Raw genomic sequence first — 18783 nt, 5'->3', positions numbered from 1 at the left:
AACGGGCCGACCGTCGCTTACGCATGGTGTCCCACCACTTCTTCTTGGGCACGAACAGTGTTCAGTCATACATAAGCCGAAACCCTCAAAGACTCCTGGCGCAACCCGGTGACAATCAACCACTGGTCACACCACGTGACATGCGGCGACTACCTCAAATGGCTGGCTGCCAACGGCTACACCCTGGCTCCCGTCGAAGAGGTCATCGCCGGTGACAAGACCGCCGACGAAGTCTACGACCTGCACCTTGCTGAAGTCGCCCAGAAATAACCCGTCCGTGGTGGGGTCAAGCGCCGCAGTCCTGGCCCCACCACAATCAAATATCAATGGCCAGCACCCCCACAGATGAACCAGCGAACCAATGGCGTAAAGGACCACCGATTTTACCTGGCGCTACAACGCCCTCATGCCGGTCTTGGATCGTGCTGCCGCACGGCAAATAAAATAGATGTCACACGGGAAAGGATGACCATAGTCGGTATGCATTAGGTCGATGTACAGACACCACGTCACGATTCATTGTGATTTGTTATTTGGGAGAGACGCGATCACCGGATGCATTCCCCGTTTGTCCACTTTGCGCGGGAATCAGCGGGCCTGGACAGCCAACCGGGACCGCGGGCATCGGATGAAAGATGCTGGCAGTCAACGGACTGCAGGTATACCGGCCTGCTCACTCAACAGGCAACTCCGGGGTGGAATCCATCGAGGAAAGCCGTGACAAAAGTTCGGCAAATTTGTTTCTCACCGATGTGGCGCCAGCCAAATTGGCCCGATAATATTGATTTATCGATAACCGATCCCGAATTACTTCCAGGGGGCTACCAATGTCTACACTCACCGTGTACACCAAACCCGCGTGTGTGCAATGCACTGCCACATTCCGCGCTCTCGATAAAGCAGGCGTGCATTACCAGAAAATCGACATCACCGTGGACGCCCAGGCCCGCGACTATGTGATGGCACTCGGTTACCTGCATGCACCCGTGGTGGTCGCCGAGGACGCGCACTGGTCAGGTTTCCGCCCCGACCGCATCAAGGCTCTGGCCGCTTAAGGCCCAACCCAAAGGACAACTGTCATGCACACTTTCGCCGCCCTGGACCACGACCTGCACGACATCAGCGAACTCGACCATCTTGAACGCATCGGTGAAACCCGCAGGCAACTGCTGGCCCACATCGCGGCCGGCATCGAATCCCTGCAAAGCGCCGCCGACACCCTGGATCGTTTGTGCAGCAACACCGTCTACGACGCTGACTTCATCGACGGCCGCGACGGCCGCGACGTCGCCGCGTTCCTGGACGAAACCATCCGTAACGCCCGCGCCACCTACGCCGTCGTGCACGCCGTCATCGACAACGGGGTCCCGCGATGAGCGCCGCACACCACACGTGCCGACCCCGTGGTGCATTCGAGCACGTCCACCAGGCGTTCGAGACCGCCGGTCACCACATCCGCCCCCGTGGGACCGACGCCTTCATGGCAAGCTGCCCGCTGCACACCGACCACAGCCCGTCGCTGTCAGTCACCTGGCGGCCCACCGGGCGCGGCGAGCAGGGGGGCGCGGTGCTGATGCACTGCTTTAGCTGCCAGGCCAGCATTGCCGACCTCGCCGCAGCCCTTGGATTGCGGGTGGCCGAGTTGTTCGACGCCCCCGCACCGGCTCCCACGAATCACCCCGCCTGGCACCGTCGCACCGCCGCAGCGCGGCCCGCGCTCGTCATGGGTCCGCTGCCCGCGCGGATCACCCCAACCGCCGACCCTGTCGACCACCAGTGGACAACGGTGCGCGTCTACACCTACACCACCGACCGCGGACTGCCCCACCAGCAAGTGCTGCGCCAAGAATGCAGTTGCACCGGCCAGCCGCATAAACGATTTCAGCAACGCTACCGCGACGGCCGGCGCTGGGTGTATCGCAAACCTGAGGGATTCAGCCCCGTGCTCTACCGCAGTACCGCGATTTGCACCGCGGCCGCCACCGACCAGTGGATCTGGATCACCGAGGGCGAGAAGGACGCCGAAACCCTCACCCGCGCAGGCTGTCTGGCCACCACCAACGCCCAAGGAGCCGCCAACTTCGGTGACGAACTGCTCGCGCACTTCGATGGGCTGAAGGTGGTCATCGCCGCCGACCGGGATCTGGCCGGCTACCGGCGTGCGCTGGACCTGTACACCCGGCTGCACCGACGCGCCGCGCAGGTCGTCATCGTGCTGTCCGCACTACCGGCCGAGAAATCCGACGTCACTGATCACATCGCCGCCGGCCTGTGGCAACCGGGTGAACCGTTCGGCGGGCTCACCGTGGTCAGCCTCGACGAACTGCACGCCATGGCCCTGGCCGCCACCGCCGCCGCCGCCGCTGACCAATGCAGGACCGCGCTAGCCGAGGCACGCGCCACCGTAGCTCGGGCGCACACCCACAGTCGTTGGCTGGCCGAAGCCGCCCGCCAGCTGCGCGCCGTGCACCACCAACACCAACAGCTGACCAAAGTCGTGCGCCACAAGCGTTCAGCGACCGCCGAGGCGGCCCTGCGCACCGTCACCGCACTGCGCACCCGCGCCGCAGCCGACTACCGGCGCAGCGCCACCACCCAGCCCGGCCTGCAGGAGTCCGCATGAACACCGGCATCGAAACCCTCGTCACCGCCCAAGTCACCACCGCCATCACCGCGGCCGCAGGCCGCACCGGCGGCCCGGCCGCCCACACTGCCCGCGCCTGGATCGACGGCCTGTGCGCGCGTGCCCAACTGCGCTCCGAACGACACCTCCGCTCCCCCCGCCCGCACTCCTCGAGGTAACAACCCATGCACATCACCAGCCGAGCCCGCGCCGCCCTGACCGCCCTGACCGCCCTGTCTCTTGCGATCATCGCCGTGGCCGGATCAACCCCGGCCCGAGCCGACATTCCCACGGTCAGCCCCGGCGACCGCATCGAATACCTCAGTCCCACCGCCGATATCACCATGTTCTGCACCGTCGGCTACGTCTACACCGGCCACGACCTGCACACCTACGCCGTCACCGCGGGACACTGCCGCGGTAAAACCGCGGGCTACGCCCGCGCCACCCGCACCGGATTGACCGGAGACTTCACCCGCGCCATCGTCGAGCCGCCCTACCAGGGCGGCCCCGACTACGGCCTGATCGATTTCGGTATCCGATCACTGCCGCTGGCCTACATCGGCGACACACCCACCACCAACCGTCACCCGCAACCCGAAAAAGGCCAGCAAGTCTGTCGCACCGGAGTCTCCAGCGGCCAACACTGCGGAGCCATCACCGGATACGCCGGCAAAAACCAATACCTCACCACCGGGATGCCGTCGAGCATCCCCGGCGACTCCGGCGGCCCCGTCTGGCTCACCACCGCAACCGGATCCGCCGAAATCATCGGCATCTGGCTCGGCGAAAAAACCACCACCAACGGCCAAGAACACGGCCGATTCGCCTCCCTGGCCGACGGACTGCAACTGCTGAGCTGACCGTCCTGTCGTTTTAGGGCGCTGTGGTCAATAGGTGAACAACTGGTCGGGGAACGCTACATCGCAACGCAACTGCGGTGACGGCCACTCCCCGCTGACGACCCACTCCATGAGCGGCACCGGCACTTGACCCGTTGAATCCACCATCAATCGCCACAACGCCGTCTCAACCACACCCTTTAGATTACTGCGCGACGGTGACCGATGTCCCCCGTCGCACGCTAGATGAGGGTGAACTCCATGTCCTCGCCGTTGACAGTCACCGCCAGACGAGTGTTCGCGACGCCCACGGCTCGCATGTAGTCCGCCAGCGTCGACAACAGCCAATCCTGCTGACCCTCAATCTTTGACACCGAGCCTTGGCTGATCCCCAGCCGTGCGGCCAAGTCGGTCTGTGTCAACGCGGCAGCTTTGCGAATTGCGGCGAGATTGATCGCGTACCGGCGATCCATCTCGCGCATCCCCTTGCTGATCGCGGCAACCCGCGCCCCCCGCTGCAGATCGGCACGCATGTTCTGCAGGCGTTGATTGCCTCGGTCTCTGGCCATTTCGTTCCACCCAACCATCGAACTCCGCTGGCCAAATCGATCAACACCGCCCGACTATATAGCCTGAAAGCTATACATATTGCAACGCATATCACACGAGCTGTGATGCGGAGTGCTCACCGAGACCCGTAGCCCCTCGACATTTTTGCCTGTCAGCGGGCGGCAAGTATGACCGGTGAGGGCCCCCGTCGCTGTCAACCCACGCCCGGCGGGCTCGCCCGTTCTGCGCTCCCACCGCCCTGGCGGGCGGCTCCCGCTGCGCCCGTGCGGCACCGGCGGCATGGCCGCCTCCTGCTGATCCGCCGGCCTCTGCGGGGTTGACACCGCCACCCCACCGGTCCCCCCCAAGCCCGCGCCACCAGGCGCAGATCACCACTACCGCAAAGGAATCCTGACCATGAACACCACCGAGCACACCATCGACCCGTGGACCAGCGCCGACCACGACCCGCACCAGCCGCCAGCTGTGGGCAGCGACGCCGATACCGAAAACCTCTACGCCGACTGGGATCTGGAAATCGAACACCACCGCGCCCAACTCGTCACCAGCCTCAACACCGCCCTGAGCGCACTCACCGGAGCCCACACAGCGGTCAGCGCCCTGCTCAGTGACCAGGTCTACGACGTCGAGTTCAGCGAAGGTACCAGTGGCGAAGACGTGGCCGCGTTCATCACCGAAAGCCTGCGGCTCACCCGCGCCGCCTACGCCCTGACCCAACACGTCACCGACCGGTCCTGACCCGGCCACACTCCTAAAGGACCAATGATGAGCGAGTTCTGGGAACAATGGGCCGCCACCTCCGCCGCGCCGATCCAGTGCCTCAAACGCCGCGCCCAGGTGGCCTTCCGCAAAGAACGCCACCTCGGCCTGGTCATCCGGCGCCGCTGGATCACCTTCCCCGATGAAATCAACGGCGCCCCAGTCATCGTCGAGATGCCCGAGAACGCACCGACCAAAACGTGCGACCAGGGCCGCCACGATCAGTGCGGGCATCGCCTCGGCGGCCCCCACGAAGGCGGCATTTTGCTCAAGCTGTCCCTGCCCGGTTTCTGCTGGCGCTGTGGCTGCCCCTGCCACAACGACCCGCACCGCGCCGGTCGCCTGTTCTAACACCCGGGCCCGGCCAGCTCCCCCACCACACCGGGGGTTGGCCGGGCCCCCTTTTTTGTTCCGGCCAGGGCCCCGGCCGGCTGCCGCGCGCAGTGCCGGTCACCCCCGCCCGTGGCGCCGCGTAATCCGTAGCCGCTCAACTCTATTGCCGTCAGCAAAGGGGCAAAGCGTAATCGGCCGGGGGCCCGAGCAGTCAACCCACGCCCGGCGTCGGCGCCGGCGGCGGAAGACATTTTCGGCCCTACCCAGCTCGCTGCGCTCGCGGGCCGAAAATCCGCCGGCACCACCACCGGACTCTTCGGGGTTGACCGCCCACCCTCACCCGATTGACGCCCACCCCTTAGCGCTGACCGGCGCAGCCAATCACCTTCACCGAACGGAGAACATCCATGACCACCTCGGCCAAGCCCAACCACCTCACCCCAGCCGCGACCATCACCCATAGCATCGTCACCGTCAAAGGCCAACAGCACGCCGAGGTGTCCGCCCACCACGCGCGCACCCCGGACGCCCGAATCTCTCTGGCCTGTGCTGGTATTCACATGATCTTCTACAGCTGCCATGCCGTGCAGGGGCTGCTAGAGGCGTTCACCGCCGCCCGCACACAGATGCTGGGCATTCCCCACCACATTCCGACACTGCGGCGCGACCCGCACGAGATCGAGGCCCGTGTGGCGCTCAGCGTCGAGTGGACGCGCCGACCCACCTACGCCGTCGTCACCCAATCCGCGCTCAACCGGTTCAAAACCGCGAACGTCAACTGGATCGACCTCTACACCGGCCCACTGACCTGGCAGCTTCGCGACCAAGCCGGACTGCTGTCCATGATCGAACTGCTGCGCCGCACACATCAGACCGCGATCGCGATCTTCGCCGACGGCCAGCAATACGACGCAGACCCCACCAGCTGCGATTACCGGATCGCCTAACCGCGCAGGTCGGCCTGGCCAGCTCCCCCGCCACACGCAGGGCTGGCCAGGCCCATTTTTTCTTCCGACTCACAACCCCGCCGGCTGCCAACCGGCTGCGCTGGTGCCCGCCCGTGGCGCCGCGTAATCCGTAGCCGCTCAACTCTATTGCCGTCAGCAAAGGGGCAAAGCGTAATCGGCCGGGGGCCCGAGCAGTCAACCCACGCCCGGCGTCGGCGCCGGCGGCGGAAGACATTTTCGGCCCTACCCAGCTCGCTGCGCTCGCGGGCCGAAAATCCGCCGGCACCACCACCGGACTCTTCGGGGTTGACCGCCCACCCTCACCCGATTGACGCCCACCCCTTAGCGCTGACCGGCGCAGCCAATCACCTTCACCGAACGGAGAACACCATGGAGAACGTCAACGCACTGCGCACCCCCGCCGACATCGTCGCCGCCGCACCCGGCCTGCTCGGATTCGTCCCGACCAACAGCATCGTGGTCTACCTGCTCCAGCAGCACCCCACCACCGGTCTTGGGGTGCGCTGCGCGGCCCGCTTCGACATGATCAACAGCACCGACCAAGCCACCAACTTCCCCGCCACCTGCAACCTGCGTGCCGGGAACTTCGCCGCCGCGATCATCCTCGCGGTCTGCGACCAACCCCACGACATCCACGCCCGCCACCTGGTCGAGGCAACCCGAGACTCCCTGCGCGCCATCAACATCGAGGTGTTGCGCTGCCTGCACACCCGCGACGTCACCGAGACCGGCCAATGGCTCGACATCGACACCGGCCAGTACGGACCCACCTACCCCTACACCGACGCCGTGCTCACCGCCCAACTTGTCCACCGCGGCCACACCATCCGCGCCCACCGCAGCGAAATCGAGGACGAATTCAGCCCGCTGCCCCCCGCACCCCCGGCCCAGATCGGCAACCACGCCCGCCTCGTCGCAGCGACCGTCGAGGAGATCACCGCCGCCCTGGCCGGTGGTCCCATCACCAACCCCACCTTGGCCACCCGCGCGGGCATCCTGATCACCGCACACCCCGCCCTGCGCGACGCGATGATCGGGCTGGCCGTCGACACCCCCGAGTACGCCGCGGACCTGTGGACCCACATCGCCCGCCGACTGCGCGGCGCACCCCGCGCCGAAGCCCTCACCGTAGCGGCGGCCTGCCTGTGCCTGAACGGGGACACCGTACGCGCCGGCATCGCCCTAGACGCCGCGTTCGACGAAGCCCACACCAGCCACACACCCGAGCCGAGACTGGCCGGTCTGCTCTCGGCCGCACTGCGTGCCGGGCTCTCACCGGAAAAGATCAGCCAAGCGCTCATCGCCGCCACCGAACCCCGCACCCCCGACACCGACTGATCACCACCAAGCCGGGACCGGCCAGCTCCCACCGCACGGGGGTTGGCCGGTCCCCCTTTTTCTTCCGGCCAGGGCCCCGCCGGCTGCCGCGCGCAGTGGCGGTCACGCCCGCCGGTGGCGTCGCGTAATCCGTAGCCGCTCGACTTTTTTGCCGTCAGCAAGGGGGCGCAGCCTAATCGGCCGGGGGCCCGACCTGTCAACCCACGCCCGGTGGTGGCGCCGGCGGCGGAGGACATTTCCGGCCCTACCAAGCTCGCTGCCGCTCGCGGGCCGAAAATCCGCCGGCGCCACCACCGGACTCTTCGGGGTTGACAGCCCACCCTCGACCGATTGACCGCACCCCCAGCGCTGACCGGCGCAGCCAATCACGTTGAGCGAACGGAGAACACGACCATGGAGATCTCAGAATTCGAGCACGCCTTCAACCTGTGCGACGAGGCCGCGGGCCGCATCGCCGAGCAGGCCTACGGAATCACCCGCATCGCCGCCCACAACCACGGTGACATCGCGCTGACCACCGTGCACGAACGCACCACCACCGGCGGACACCGCCTGATCCTGCTGGCCACCGACGACCACGGCCAGCTCGCCGCCGTCGAAGCCACCACACCGGACCTGCGCACCCGCCCGGTGACCCGGATCCTCAAAGTCCGCGCCGGCGACCTCACCTTCCACGCCCTGCCCACCAACACGTGGGCCTGGTCCGCGACCGCCGCCGGCCACACCTACCGCCTGGCGGGCGCCACCGGCGACGAACTCCTCGACGCCGACGACCCGCTGTGGACCACCACCATCGACGACCGCCGCCCGATCGACTACGACGCCCTCGACGACGCGATCGAACACCTGCTGGACCACCACAACCGCCACGCCGCCTAACAACCCACCACCACTCCAGGCCGGGGCCCGCGACCCTCACCGCGCGGGCCCGGTCTCCCCTATTCGCACCACCTTCAAGGAGACCCTCATGCCCGACATCGACTACGGACTGGCCCTCGACTTCATCGACCCGCCCGACAACATCACTTACCAGCTCCGGTTCCAACTCAACTGGGCACCCCCCGGCGACCCGCGCCTGTTCGACGGAACCGGCCAACTCGTTGCCGTCGTCGACGACACCCGCCGCCCCGACCACGGCCGCACCCAAGCACTCACCCGCCCCGGCGTCGCACACGCCGACGTCGACGCAGCCCTACGCGGTTGGGAAGCCTGGGCCATGATCAGCGACACCGTCGCCGCCCTGGCCGCCATCCGGCGTGCCCTGTGCGCCGCAGGCCTGACCTGAACCCGAGCTACCCGGCCCGGCCAGCACCCTTCACACCGGGGGTCGGCCGGGCCCCCCTTTTTTCTTCCGGCCCCACCCCCGGCCAGCCGCCGTAGGAAGTCCCTGTCGCTGCCGCCCGTGGCGTCGCGTAATCCGCAGCCCCTCAACCTTTTTGCCTGTCAGCAGGGCGCACAGGGTAACCGGGTGGGGACCCGTCCGCTCAACCCACGCCCACGGTCGGGCATCGCCGTAGCCGAGTGACCGTTTTCGGCCCTATGCCAGCCCGCCCCGAGGCGCTGCGCGCCGGGCGGGCGCGGGCCGAAAACCCGGCGAACACCCGCCGCGGACTCTGCGGGGTTGACCGTCCACCCCCACCCGCTTGCAAGCACCCCTGCGCCGACCGGCGCACCACAACACCGTTTCCCGAAAGGAACACCTCTCATGGCACACGAACTCGACATCACCAGCGGCATCGCCTCCTTCGCCAACTCCCGCAGCGACCACTGGCACCGCCTGGGCCAAACCGTCGGCCACACCATGACCGCACGCGAAGCCCTCGACGCCGCCCACCTGGCCGGCTGGAACGTCCGCAAAATGGCCTTGCAGGTGCCCCAGGAGCCCGTCATCGACGAAAACGGCGTCACCGCACCGCAACCCCTGCCGGTGCCCGATTTCTACGCCACCGTGCGCACCAACCCCATCAACGGCCGCCTGGACGTCCTCGGTGTCGTGGGCAGCAAGTACGAGCCCGTCCAAAACGAAGCGTCCTGCGAGCTGCTCGACGCCCTCGTCGACGAAAGCGGGGCGCACTTCGAGACCGCCGGCGCGTTGCGCGGCGGGCGGGAAACCTTCGTCACCATGAAGCTGCCCGAGGCCATCGTGTTCGACGGTCGCGACGGCACCAAAGACCGCACCGAGCTCTACCTGGCCGCGCTCAATTCCCACGACGGGTCCTCGAAGTTCACCTTCCTGGTCACCCCGATCCGCATCGTGTGCGCCAACACCCAATCGGCCGCACTGCGAGATGCCAAGGCCAGCTGGGGAATCCGGCACACCGGCGGAGCGCGCGCGGCCATCTCCGAGGCCCGCAACGCACTCAAACTGACCTGGCGCTACGCCCGGGCGTTCGAGGCCGAAGCGGCCGCTCTCTATGCCCGCGAGATGGACACCGATCAGGTCCGCGACTTCACCCACCACCTGTTCGAGGTCGACGCCGCGACCAGTACCGCCACGCGCCGGCACCGCCGCGAACGGGCCAACGGCATCGTGAAGCTGTGGATGTCCTCGCCGACCATCACCCCGATCGCCGGAACCCGGTGGGCGGCCTACAACGCCGTCACCGAATACCTCGACCATCACGTCCCGGTCCGAGGTGCCCGCACCAGCAGTGACGCGGCCGCGGCCCGCGCGCTGCGCAACATCGCCAGCGCGGCCAGCACCAGTTCGCTGAAAGCCCAAGCCTTCCGGATGCTGCAGACGCTTTAACCCGACCCACCCGGGCCCGGCCAGCACCCACACGCGGGGGTTGGCCGGGCCCCTCTTTTTCTTCCGGCCTAACCGCCGCGCCTGGCGGCGCGCAACGGCCGCCGCAGCGGCGGCCATCCGTCCACCACTTACCTTGTTGTGCCGCTCGACGGGGCGCACACGCTAACCGGGCGGGGGCCCGAGCTGTCCACCCACGCCCGCCGGTGGCGCCGGCGGCGGAGGACATTTGCCGCCTACCAGCTCGCTGACGCTCGCGGGCGACAAATCCGCCGGCCCCACCACCGGACTCTTCGGGGTTGACAGCCCACCCTCACCCGCTTGCCCACACCCCGTGCCGACCGGCACACCCACCCCGCGTAAGGGCTTTTGTAATGACCATCCTGCGCACCACCGTCTACCTCAACCACGCCGCCGGCAGTTCCTTCGGTTTCGATCAGACCATCGCTTCACTGCGCATGGCCGAAAGCTTCGACCTCGAGCTCGCCGAGCACCTGCACAGCCCAGCGCTGATCGAGGCCGCGCGCGAGATCGTTTTCGAACAGCTCAACATCGACGAGCCCGAACACATCTGGGCACTGCGCTACCGCCTGGCCGGGCACCGGAGCCTGTCCGTCGGCGACGTCGTCGTCACCGGCGAAACCGCCTGGGCCGTGGAATCTGTCGGATGGAAGCCTGTCTCCGCCGACGCCATGGCCGCCGGCATCGGTCGCTGACCCCCCGACACCGAAAGGAGCCGAGCTCATGGGCGAGTACTTCACCCCGATCTTCCTCAACACCGCCGGGCACATCGTCTGCGCGCTGGACCCCGCCGACTACGGCTCAGGTCTCAAGCTGGCCGGACACACCCGCGCCGACGTCCCGCTGATGTCTGCGGTGCTGACTCTGCTGGCTCTCGACGGCGGTCTGCGCCTGGTCTGGGCCGGTGACTACGCCGACCCCGACCCCGGCCACCAGGCCAACCTGTACTTCCTTGTCGAGGACCGCCATTTCGTGCGGCTCAACGGACTCGTGGCTGACGCCGTCGCACCGAACACGCCGCTGGGCCAGGCAGCCGCGTCGACCGCCGCAGGTTATCTGTGCAACCTCGACAAGCGCGAATACATCGCCCACCACGATCTTCCCGTCGACCACACCGGGTGGCGGCGCATACCGCTGCCTTCGCTGACCGTGGAATCCGAACGCACCACAGCCAATTCGCAGAACTTCGGGACCTGGGCGCGCGACCGCCTCCACTACCGCCCCAGCCACCCCGGGCCCGACTGGGCCCCGCGCCATTAGCCTCTGCGGGTAGGTGCCCGATCGACTCCCCACCGAAATAGTCGGGCACCCCTCCTGGGAGGTGCTCCGACGAAACCTCACCACAGCGTCGGATCACCCGATCCCAGCAGCGCCGCGCTCACCGCTTCGGCGTCCCACCCGTGGCGCACCGCTTCGCGTAACGCCACCGCCCGCTCGCGGCGCGCGCGAAGACCGTTGTCGCCCTGCCGGATCGGCACCCTCCCGCCGCCGCGACCGGCCCGGGCCATCATCACCATGTTGTCGCGCTGAGTCCCGCCCACGATGTGCAGCAGACCGACCTCGCCGGGCAGGCTCACCCGCACGCACGCCGGGTTGTCGCAGCCGTGCAGAGCGCGCACCCACGGTGCCAACGGTTCGCCTTCCAGAGCGGCCGCCAAGGCATACCGGTTCGGGCGCACCATGATCCGGTCCGACCCGCGGCCGACCCAGAACCTGCCGTAGCCGTCGGTTCCCACCGCGCCGGTCCAGATCGCGCAATCCTCTGCTCCGGGGCCGCGCACCACGTGGGTTTCAAAGCGCGCCAGCTCTTCGGCATGCGCGACCGGATCAACGACCAGCTGTAGCGGTTGCGAACGTCCCATGACCCCACTGCGTTTCGATGCCTGCGCGCGGCCCGGTTGCCGCACCCGCACCCATCCTCGCCGCGGGCACCGACATCGAAGCTTCTCAGGCCGTCGCCGCCGACGACGCCAGCCCCTTCACAGCGGCCACGCTTCGGATCGCGTCTGACGCTGCCCCGTTCGCCTCGACGGCACCGCCCGCAGGGTCAGCGACCGGTTGTGCCGCCGCATCGTTAGCGGCCGCATCGTCAGAGGCCGGCGGCTGCGCCGCCGTTGCCGCCCCGTCCTGCACCACCGGCCCGTCATTCTGAGCGGCCGCTTCGGCTTCCAGAATCAGTTCGCGGACTTGCTTTTCGGATATGGCGGCCATCCGCGCGATCTCACGCAGACTCTCCCCCCGATCGCGCATCGCGGCCAGCGCCTGCCCGCACACCACACGCTGCGCACCGCGGCGACGCTGCGCATCCTCGCGCAACACCTGCTGGCGCGCCTCAAGCCACCCGTCCACGGCCTCAACCCGCTCCCGCGCGGAGAAAAACCTTCCCAGATCCTCGACGTTGGCCCGGGTGCGGCGCACCACGTCATCCTGGGCGGCGCTGGCGGCCTGCCGCGCTGCGCGGCGGGCCTGCTTGCTGATCACTGTGTTCGCCATGAATCACACGCTAAGCCCCACCAACCCCCCAGCGCCGCAACGCAAGCCAAGAATCTTTCCGACCGCACCCCACACCAGGCTTTGCACCCGATCACTCACCGCCCACCCGAACGGCACTTAGGGTGCCCTAACTTTTCCCTAGCGCCGAACATCACACCTCTTGCACTCAGGTAACGGTTCGGTAACGGCCGTTATCTGGGGGCGGGGGCGCCCCTAGTTTCAGGTTCAGGTGATGACGCAGTGATGGGCTTACATAAATTGACCGCCGGCGACGGCTATCTCTATTTGATCCGCCAAGTCGCCGCCTCTGATGCCACCGAGCGTGGCCGCCCCACTTTGGCGCAGTACTACACCGAAAAGGGGGAATCCCCGGGCCGGTGGATGGGCCGCGGCCTGGCGGCACTGGCCACTCCGCTGGCCCGCTACGCCTGTGATCCGCTGGTCGCCAAGTACTGGGGCGTGCCGGCTGGCTCGCAGGTCGGCGAAGAGCAGATGAAGGCGCTGTTCGGTGAGGGTTTACATCCCAACGCCGAACAGATCACCGGTCTTCTGACGAAGCTGGGCGCCGGTGCGGCCGGGGCGAGTATGGCCGCGCGGCTGGGCCGGCCGTTCCATGTCGACGGCAAAGAAAACCGGTTCGTCACCAGGCTTCGCGAGGTTTACCGCGACTACAACCTCACCATCGGTGCCGACGTTTCAGCCAGCATCGCCCCCGACATCCGGGCCCGGCTGCGCACTGCGGTCGGGCAGGAATTGTTCACCGAAACCTACGCTCGCCCACCGGCGGACGCGCGGGAACTGTCCGGTTTCATCGCCGCCAATTCCCGCGCCGCCTCCACCGCGGTAGCCGGCTACGACCTCACCTTCACCCCAGTCAAATCGGTCTCCACGCTGTGGGCCATCGGGGCACCGCCGATCGCCGCCGCGATCGAGGACTGCCACCACCAGGCGGTGGAGGAGACCCTGGAATTCCTGGAAGACAACGCCGCGTTCTCCCGCATGGGAGCCGGTGGCATCGCCCAGGTCGACACCACCGGTTTGATCGTGGCCGCCTTCGATCACCGCGACTCCCGGGCCGGGGACCCCAACCTGCACACCCACGCCGCAGTCAGCAACAAGGTCCACGTCATCGGCCCCGACGGAATAGGCCGGTGGATGGCGCTGGACGGCGCGACACTGCACCGTGCCGCGGTCGCGGCCTCGGAGTTCTACAACACCCGCATCGAAGCGTTGCTGGTCGAAAAACTGCGGGTGCGGTTCACCGCGCGGCAGTCCCGGCGCGGTAAACGACCGGTCCGTGAAATCGACGGCATCCCCGAGGAACTCAACGAGAAATACTCCTCACGCAGCGCCGCCATCGACCACCGGGTGGGCGAGCTGGCCAAGGGGTTCCACACCGAACACGGCCGCGAACCCACCGCCGTGGAGATGCTCGCCCTGACTCAGCAAGCCACCCTGGAAACACGGCAAGCCAAACACGAACCCCGCTCCCTGGCCGAGCAGCGCCACACCTGGCGCGTCCAAGCCGTCGAGGTCCTGGGCAGCCAGCGCGCGCTGGGCAACATGGTCGCCGCGGTCACCAATCACGCACCGGCACACCACGTCCCGATCAGCGACAGCTGGGTACACCAGCAGGCCGCTCACGTCATCGACACCGTCTCCGAGCATCGCGCCACCTGGACCATCAACCACGTCCGCGCCGAAGCCCACCGCCAGCTGCGCTACGCCGATCACCCCGGCGGACCCGAACTGGTCGACCGCATCGTCACGGCCGCCCTGCGCGGGCACAGTCTGGTCCTGACCAGCCACGCGGACACCGACAAACACGAACCCGCCGCCCTGCGCCGCGCCGACGGTTCCAGCGTGTACACCCGCCACGACACCACCCTGCACACCAGCGAGGCCATCCTGGCCGCTGAGCGGCGCATCCTGGCCGCCGCCGCCCGCACCGACGGCCGTGTCATCGACGCCGACAGCATCGAAGTGGCGCTGCTGGAAGCCCACGCCAACACCGGTGTGGCCCTCAACGACGGACAAATTGCCATGGTCCGCGAAATGGCCACCTCCGGGGCCCGCGTACAACTCGCGCTCGCCCCCGCAGGCACCGGCAAAACCACCGCCATGGCCGCCCTCGCGGCAGCCTGGCGCACCAGCGGCGGCACCGTGATCGGCCTGGCCCCCACCGCCGGAGCGGCCGAAGTCCTGGCCGAAGACCTCGGCTCGGACACCGACACCCTCGCCAAACTGGTCCAGCTCACCGGCACCCGGGCAGACCAACCCGAAGCCCCCCACGACGACCCCGCCCGCCGATGGTTCGACACCATCAACGCCGACAGTTTGCTCATCGTCGACGAAGCCGGAATGGCCTCCACCGCCGACCTGGACACCCTCCGCGCTTGTGCCGAAGCGCGCGGTGCCAGCGTGCGCCTCATCGGCGACGATGAGCAGTTGGCGTCGATCTCGGCCGGCGGCATCCTGCGCGATCTGGCGCAGCGCCACAATGCGGTCACCCTGAGCACCGTCGTGCGCTTCACCCACCCCGAAACCGGGCACGCCGAAGCCGCCGCCAGCCTGGCCATCCGCAACGGTGACCCCGCCGGCATCGGCTTCTACATCGACCACGGCCGCGTTCATGTCGGCGCCGATCAACACGCCGCGGACATGGCCTACGACGCCTGGGCCGCCGACCGTGCCGCCGGGCGCGACTCGATCCTGTTGGCTCCCACCAACGAGCTAGTCGCCCAACTCAACGAACGCGCCCGACTGGACCGTCTCACCGCCGCCGGCACCGACGCGAGCACACCCAAAGCCGCAGCGACCGTCACCCTCGCTGATGGGCTGACCGCCTCGGCCGGCGACATCATCGCCACCCGCAAGAACGCCCGCTGGATACGGACCACCAGCCGCGGCGGCTGGGTCAAAAACGGGCACCGCTGGACAGTTCGCACCGTGCACGACGACGGCTCGTTGACCGTCGTCCCGCTGCGCGGAGCGGCCAGCCCGGTGCGGCTACCCGCCCGCTACGTCACCACCAACACCACCCTGGGCTACGCCTCCACCATCAACGCCGCCCAAGGCATGACCGCGGGTGGGCGCGACGTCGAAGGCACCTGCCACACCGTCATTTCCGACCGGCTCACCCGCCAGCAGCTCTACGTCGCTGGCACCCGCGGACGCACCGAAAACCACTTCTACGGCTCCACCGCCGAATCCGACCCGCACCGCATCCTGGCGCCCAAAGCCACCCACCCACCGACCGCCGTCGACGTGCTCACGACCATTCTCGGCCGCGACGGCGCACAAATCTCCGCTCACACCGCCGCCGCACTCGACGCCGACCCGTTCACCCGGTTACACCAAGCGTGCGCGATGTATGCCGATGCGCTCTCTGCGGGCGCCGAACACCGCGCCGGCACCACCGTCATGGCCGCCATCGACACCGCGGCCGCGGGCCTCGGAACCCGCGTCACCGACGCCCCGGCCTGGCCGGTGCTGCGCCGCAACCTGGCTCTGCTCGCTCTGAGCGGAGGTGACCCCGTCGCCGCCCTGCAGCACGCCGCGGCCACCGGACTCGGTGATGCGGTGGATCCTGCCGCCGTCCTGGATTGGCGCCTGCCCATCTGCGGCGAATCCACTGCGCCACAACCTGCCCCGCTGCACTGGCTCAACCCCACACCGGCGGTCCTGAGCAACGATGACGTGTGGGGTCCGTGCCTGCGCGCGCGGGCTGAACTGGTCACCGAACTCGCCGACACCGTACGCTCCACCGCCCGCGGGTGGGGGGCTGCCACCGCACCGGCGTGGGCCCGCCCACTGCTCGGCCAGCGCGACTCTCTGATGGCCGAAATCGCCGTCTTCCGGGCCGCCCACGGCGTCGATCAGGCCGACACCCGCATCACCGGCCCCGAACAACACCCCAACCGCTCCAAGGTCTTCCAACAGCTCATCAACACCCGCCTCGACGCCGCCCTGACCCGAGCCAACACCGACGCCGCGCGTTGGCGCCAGCTCGCCGAAAACCACGACCGACATCTCACCGCAGACCCGTTCTGGCCGCGCCTGGCCACCCACTTCAACGACGCCGCCCAGGCCGGCGCCGACATCGACACGTTGCTGCGCGACGCCCTAGCCGCGCACGGCCCACTCCCGTCCGAGATGCCCGCCGCCGCCCTGTGGTGGCGTCTGGCCGGCACCCTGGCCCCGCCGTCGCTGGATCGCGCCGACACCACCCTGCGACCGGCCTGGGCCGCGGCGCTACACGGTCTGTTCGGCACCGTCGTCGCCGAAGCGATCATCACCGACTACGCCTGGCCGTCCCTGGTCGCCGCGGTGGCCGCCTGTGACTGGCCCCCGGCTGATCTGCTCGCCGCCGCCGCGGAACACCTGCACGACATCAACGCCGAAAAGCCTTTGCGCCCCGACCAGTACGCGCGCCTGCTGACCTACCGCGTCGAGCTGCTCACCCACCACGCCGCCACCCTCGACCCCGACGTACCGCACCCCGCCGACACCCAGCACACACAGGCGGTCGGCGACCAACTCGACTTGTTCGCCACCGGCGACTACGGGCTCGAGGAGCACCTGGGCGAGCCGCCACCCGACCCCACCGACTTCCCCTACAGCTTCGCCGAAGAGGACCTCGCCGGCCTGGACTTCGACGACCTCCCCCACCACCGGCCCCTGCGTGCTGAGCTGGCCGAGAACACTGACATCCCCGCTCTGCGCGCCCGCCGCGACGCCGCCTACCGCCACCTGCGCCAGCTGGAAAAAGCCATCCTGGGCGGGGGCGGTGGACCCGCCGAACACGCCGCCGCCGCCGAACTCGCCGACCTGCGCCGCCGCCACCACCAGCAGCGGCCCCTGCACCAGGCGCTGGCCCACGCCCACACCCGGTGGGTGCAGGCCGAAGACGCCGCCGCGCTGCACGCCACGCTGCTCGACCAGCTCGACGCCGCCATCACCGCGGCGACCCGCCGCGCCGATCACGGTGCCGCCGCCCGCTACCGCGCCCACCGCGACCAGGTCACCGGAAACACCGAGCGCATCACTGTCGCGCTACACACTGCGCGCACCCGACTCGACGACACCCGCACCACCCTGCTCGACGCCGCCGGCGGCCCGCACGGCATCGTCACCGAACACCACATCCACACCCGCCGCACCGCGGCCATCACCACCGACACCGCCGCCCTCAACGACGCCCGCCGAAACGCCCGCACCCTCGATGACCAACTCTGCCGCGCAGAAGCCGGGGCGGCCCGCGCCCTGGCGCAGCGCCCCACCCACGCCTACGATCTGGCGACCGACATCGACCAATTACGCGCCGAGGTTGCTTACCTGCAGGCCGCCAGCACCGTCAGCCCCGGAGCCCTCTACTACCCGCCCGAAACCGCGCTCGGCGACCTCGACGACACCCACCGCCGCGTCGTTACCGCGATCACCGCCAACATCCACACCGTGCAAGCACTGCACCTACACCCCGGCGCCGACAAGCACGGTGCCCTGGCCGCGCTCGTGGCAACCGCACACGACCAGAATCACCGTGTGCTCGCGCTGACCGCCAGCCCGGCAGCCCGCGATTACGCCGCCCACCACTGCTACGCCGACGCCAGCGGCCACATCGACAGCGCCCGCACCACACTCGGCAAGACGCCCCTGAAACTGCCTCTGGGCAGTCTGATCGTCGTCGACGACGCCGACCACCTCAGCACCGACAACCTGCACTGGCTCACCGCGGCCGCCACCGCCACCAACACCAAACTCATCCTCATCACCACCGGCGACCACCACCACCGACCCGCCCACACCCTGATCGCCGCGCTGCACCACAACTCCACCACCACCCACCAACTCGGCACCCCCGAACCCGACCCAGACCCGGCCCCGCGCACTGCCATCGAACGCGCCGAACACCACCTCGCCACCACCAGCGCAACCAGCGCCACCCGTGACCAAGCCGTCGAATTACTACGCCAACGCACCCAGATCGTCGACCGCCTACGCGACATCGCCGAGGCCGCCGCCCACATCGACAACCTCACCACCCCAGACCGCCACATCGACCGCGGCTACGGCATCGACCTCTGACCG

20 protein-coding genes are annotated in these 18783 nt (G+C 68.3%); 16 read left to right on the top strand and 4 right to left on the bottom strand.

All coding sequences use genetic code 11. The features are described 5' to 3' along the window. Nucleotides 1-108 precede the first annotated feature (108 nt). The 6 genes from AO501_RS37435 to AO501_RS26000 all read left to right on the top strand — a co-directional run bounded on the left by AO501_RS37435 (nucleotide 109) and on the right by AO501_RS26000 (nucleotide 3486). Nucleotides 109-270 (top strand): hypothetical protein, encoded by a 162-nt coding sequence (locus AO501_RS37435; RefSeq protein ID WP_156452788.1) that lies wholly within the window; start codon nucleotides 109-111, stop codon nucleotides 268-270. Nucleotides 271-827: 557 nt separating this feature from the next. Continuing rightward, a complete protein-coding gene (gene nrdH / locus AO501_RS26020) occupies nucleotides 828-1055 on the top strand; it encodes a glutaredoxin-like protein NrdH (protein ID WP_055580465.1) in 228 nt (75 codons plus the stop codon). Nucleotides 1056-1079: 24 nt separating this feature from the next. Next, the gene (locus AO501_RS26015; RefSeq protein WP_055580464.1) at nucleotides 1080-1376 is read left to right on the top strand and encodes a hypothetical protein; all 297 of its coding nucleotides are present in this window, start codon (nucleotides 1080-1082) and stop codon (nucleotides 1374-1376) included. Continuing rightward, nucleotides 1373-2623: a hypothetical protein gene (locus AO501_RS26010; RefSeq protein ID WP_055580463.1), complete on the top strand. Its 1251-nt coding sequence runs from the start codon at nucleotides 1373-1375 to the stop codon at nucleotides 2621-2623. Before AO501_RS26015 ends, AO501_RS26010 begins: the two co-directional genes overlap by 4 nt. Beyond that, on the top strand, nucleotides 2620-2802 hold the full coding sequence (locus AO501_RS26005; protein ID WP_055580462.1) for a hypothetical protein: 183 nt from the start codon (nucleotides 2620-2622) through the stop codon (nucleotides 2800-2802). Before AO501_RS26010 ends, AO501_RS26005 begins: the two co-directional genes overlap by 4 nt. Nucleotides 2803-2808: 6 nt before the next feature. Beyond that, entirely contained in the window at nucleotides 2809-3486 is a 678-nt protein-coding gene (locus AO501_RS26000; protein ID WP_055580461.1) for a hypothetical protein, read from the top strand. A gap of 27 nt (nucleotides 3487-3513) precedes the next feature. Here the strand turns inward: AO501_RS26000 and AO501_RS37430 are convergent, their stop codons facing one another. Both AO501_RS37430 and AO501_RS25995 read right to left on the bottom strand, forming a co-directional pair. After that, the gene (locus AO501_RS37430; RefSeq protein WP_156452787.1) at nucleotides 3514-3660 is read right to left on the bottom strand and encodes a hypothetical protein; all 147 of its coding nucleotides are present in this window, start codon (nucleotides 3658-3660) and stop codon (nucleotides 3514-3516) included. A 47-nt stretch (nucleotides 3661-3707) separates the two neighbouring features. After that, nucleotides 3708-4034: a helix-turn-helix domain-containing protein gene (locus tag AO501_RS25995; RefSeq protein WP_082658843.1), complete on the bottom strand. Its 327-nt coding sequence runs from the start codon at nucleotides 4032-4034 to the stop codon at nucleotides 3708-3710. 397 nt (nucleotides 4035-4431) lie between these two features. On the opposite strand from AO501_RS25995, the gene AO501_RS25990 reads away from it, so the two are divergent. The 9 genes from AO501_RS25990 to AO501_RS25950 all read left to right on the top strand — a co-directional run bounded on the left by AO501_RS25990 (nucleotide 4432) and on the right by AO501_RS25950 (nucleotide 11460). Then, nucleotides 4432-4773, top strand: a complete 342-nt coding sequence (locus tag AO501_RS25990) for a hypothetical protein (protein ID WP_055580460.1) — start codon at nucleotides 4432-4434, stop codon at nucleotides 4771-4773. A gap of 24 nt (nucleotides 4774-4797) precedes the next feature. Then, the gene (locus AO501_RS25985) at nucleotides 4798-5145 is read left to right on the top strand and encodes a hypothetical protein (protein ID WP_055580459.1); all 348 of its coding nucleotides are present in this window, start codon (nucleotides 4798-4800) and stop codon (nucleotides 5143-5145) included. 389 nt (nucleotides 5146-5534) lie between these two features. Further along, a complete protein-coding gene (locus AO501_RS25980) occupies nucleotides 5535-6074 on the top strand; it encodes a hypothetical protein (protein WP_055580458.1) in 540 nt (179 codons plus the stop codon). Nucleotides 6075-6464: 390 nt separating this feature from the next. Next, nucleotides 6465-7433 carry a DUF4192 domain-containing protein gene (locus AO501_RS25975; RefSeq protein WP_055580457.1) on the top strand — a complete coding sequence of 323 codons (969 nt, stop codon included), beginning with the start codon at nucleotides 6465-6467 and terminating at the stop codon, nucleotides 7431-7433. Between the two features lie 330 nt (nucleotides 7434-7763). Beyond that, complete coding sequence (locus AO501_RS25970; protein WP_231752612.1) at nucleotides 7764-8312, top strand: hypothetical protein; 549 nt, start codon at nucleotides 7764-7766, stop codon at nucleotides 8310-8312. A gap of 88 nt (nucleotides 8313-8400) precedes the next feature. After that, nucleotides 8401-8718 (top strand): hypothetical protein, encoded by a 318-nt coding sequence (locus AO501_RS25965; RefSeq protein ID WP_055580455.1) that lies wholly within the window; start codon nucleotides 8401-8403, stop codon nucleotides 8716-8718. 420 nt (nucleotides 8719-9138) lie between these two features. Continuing rightward, nucleotides 9139-10182 (top strand): DUF932 domain-containing protein, encoded by a 1044-nt coding sequence (locus AO501_RS25960; RefSeq protein ID WP_055580454.1) that lies wholly within the window; start codon nucleotides 9139-9141, stop codon nucleotides 10180-10182. Nucleotides 10183-10553: 371 nt separating this feature from the next. Further along, the gene (locus AO501_RS25955; RefSeq protein WP_055580453.1) at nucleotides 10554-10895 is read left to right on the top strand and encodes a hypothetical protein; all 342 of its coding nucleotides are present in this window, start codon (nucleotides 10554-10556) and stop codon (nucleotides 10893-10895) included. Nucleotides 10896-10923: 28 nt separating this feature from the next. Beyond that, nucleotides 10924-11460, top strand: coding sequence for a hypothetical protein (locus tag AO501_RS25950; RefSeq protein ID WP_055580452.1), 537 nt, complete (start codon nucleotides 10924-10926; stop codon nucleotides 11458-11460). Nucleotides 11461-11537: 77 nt separating this feature from the next. Here the strand turns inward: AO501_RS25950 and AO501_RS25945 are convergent, their stop codons facing one another. Together AO501_RS25945 and AO501_RS25940 are read right to left on the bottom strand one after the other, a co-directional pair. Further along, complete coding sequence (locus tag AO501_RS25945) at nucleotides 11538-12062, bottom strand: hypothetical protein (RefSeq protein WP_055580451.1); 525 nt, start codon at nucleotides 12060-12062, stop codon at nucleotides 11538-11540. An 85-nt stretch (nucleotides 12063-12147) separates the two neighbouring features. Next, a complete protein-coding gene (locus tag AO501_RS25940) occupies nucleotides 12148-12693 on the bottom strand; it encodes a hypothetical protein (protein WP_055580450.1) in 546 nt (181 codons plus the stop codon). A 243-nt stretch (nucleotides 12694-12936) separates the two neighbouring features. Here AO501_RS25940 and mobF point away from each other — a divergent pair, with 243 nt between their 5' ends. After that, entirely contained in the window at nucleotides 12937-18780 is a 5844-nt protein-coding gene (gene mobF / locus AO501_RS25935; protein WP_055580449.1) for a MobF family relaxase, read from the top strand. Nucleotides 18781-18783: the final 3 nt, after the last annotated feature.

This window comes from Mycobacterium gordonae, assembly GCF_001417955.2.
In the GTDB taxonomy this organism is placed as follows: domain Bacteria; phylum Actinomycetota; class Actinomycetes; order Mycobacteriales; family Mycobacteriaceae; genus Mycobacterium; species Mycobacterium gordonae_B.
Note: the sequence above shows the minus strand (reverse complement) of the source record. Positions and strands in the feature narration are given on the sequence as shown.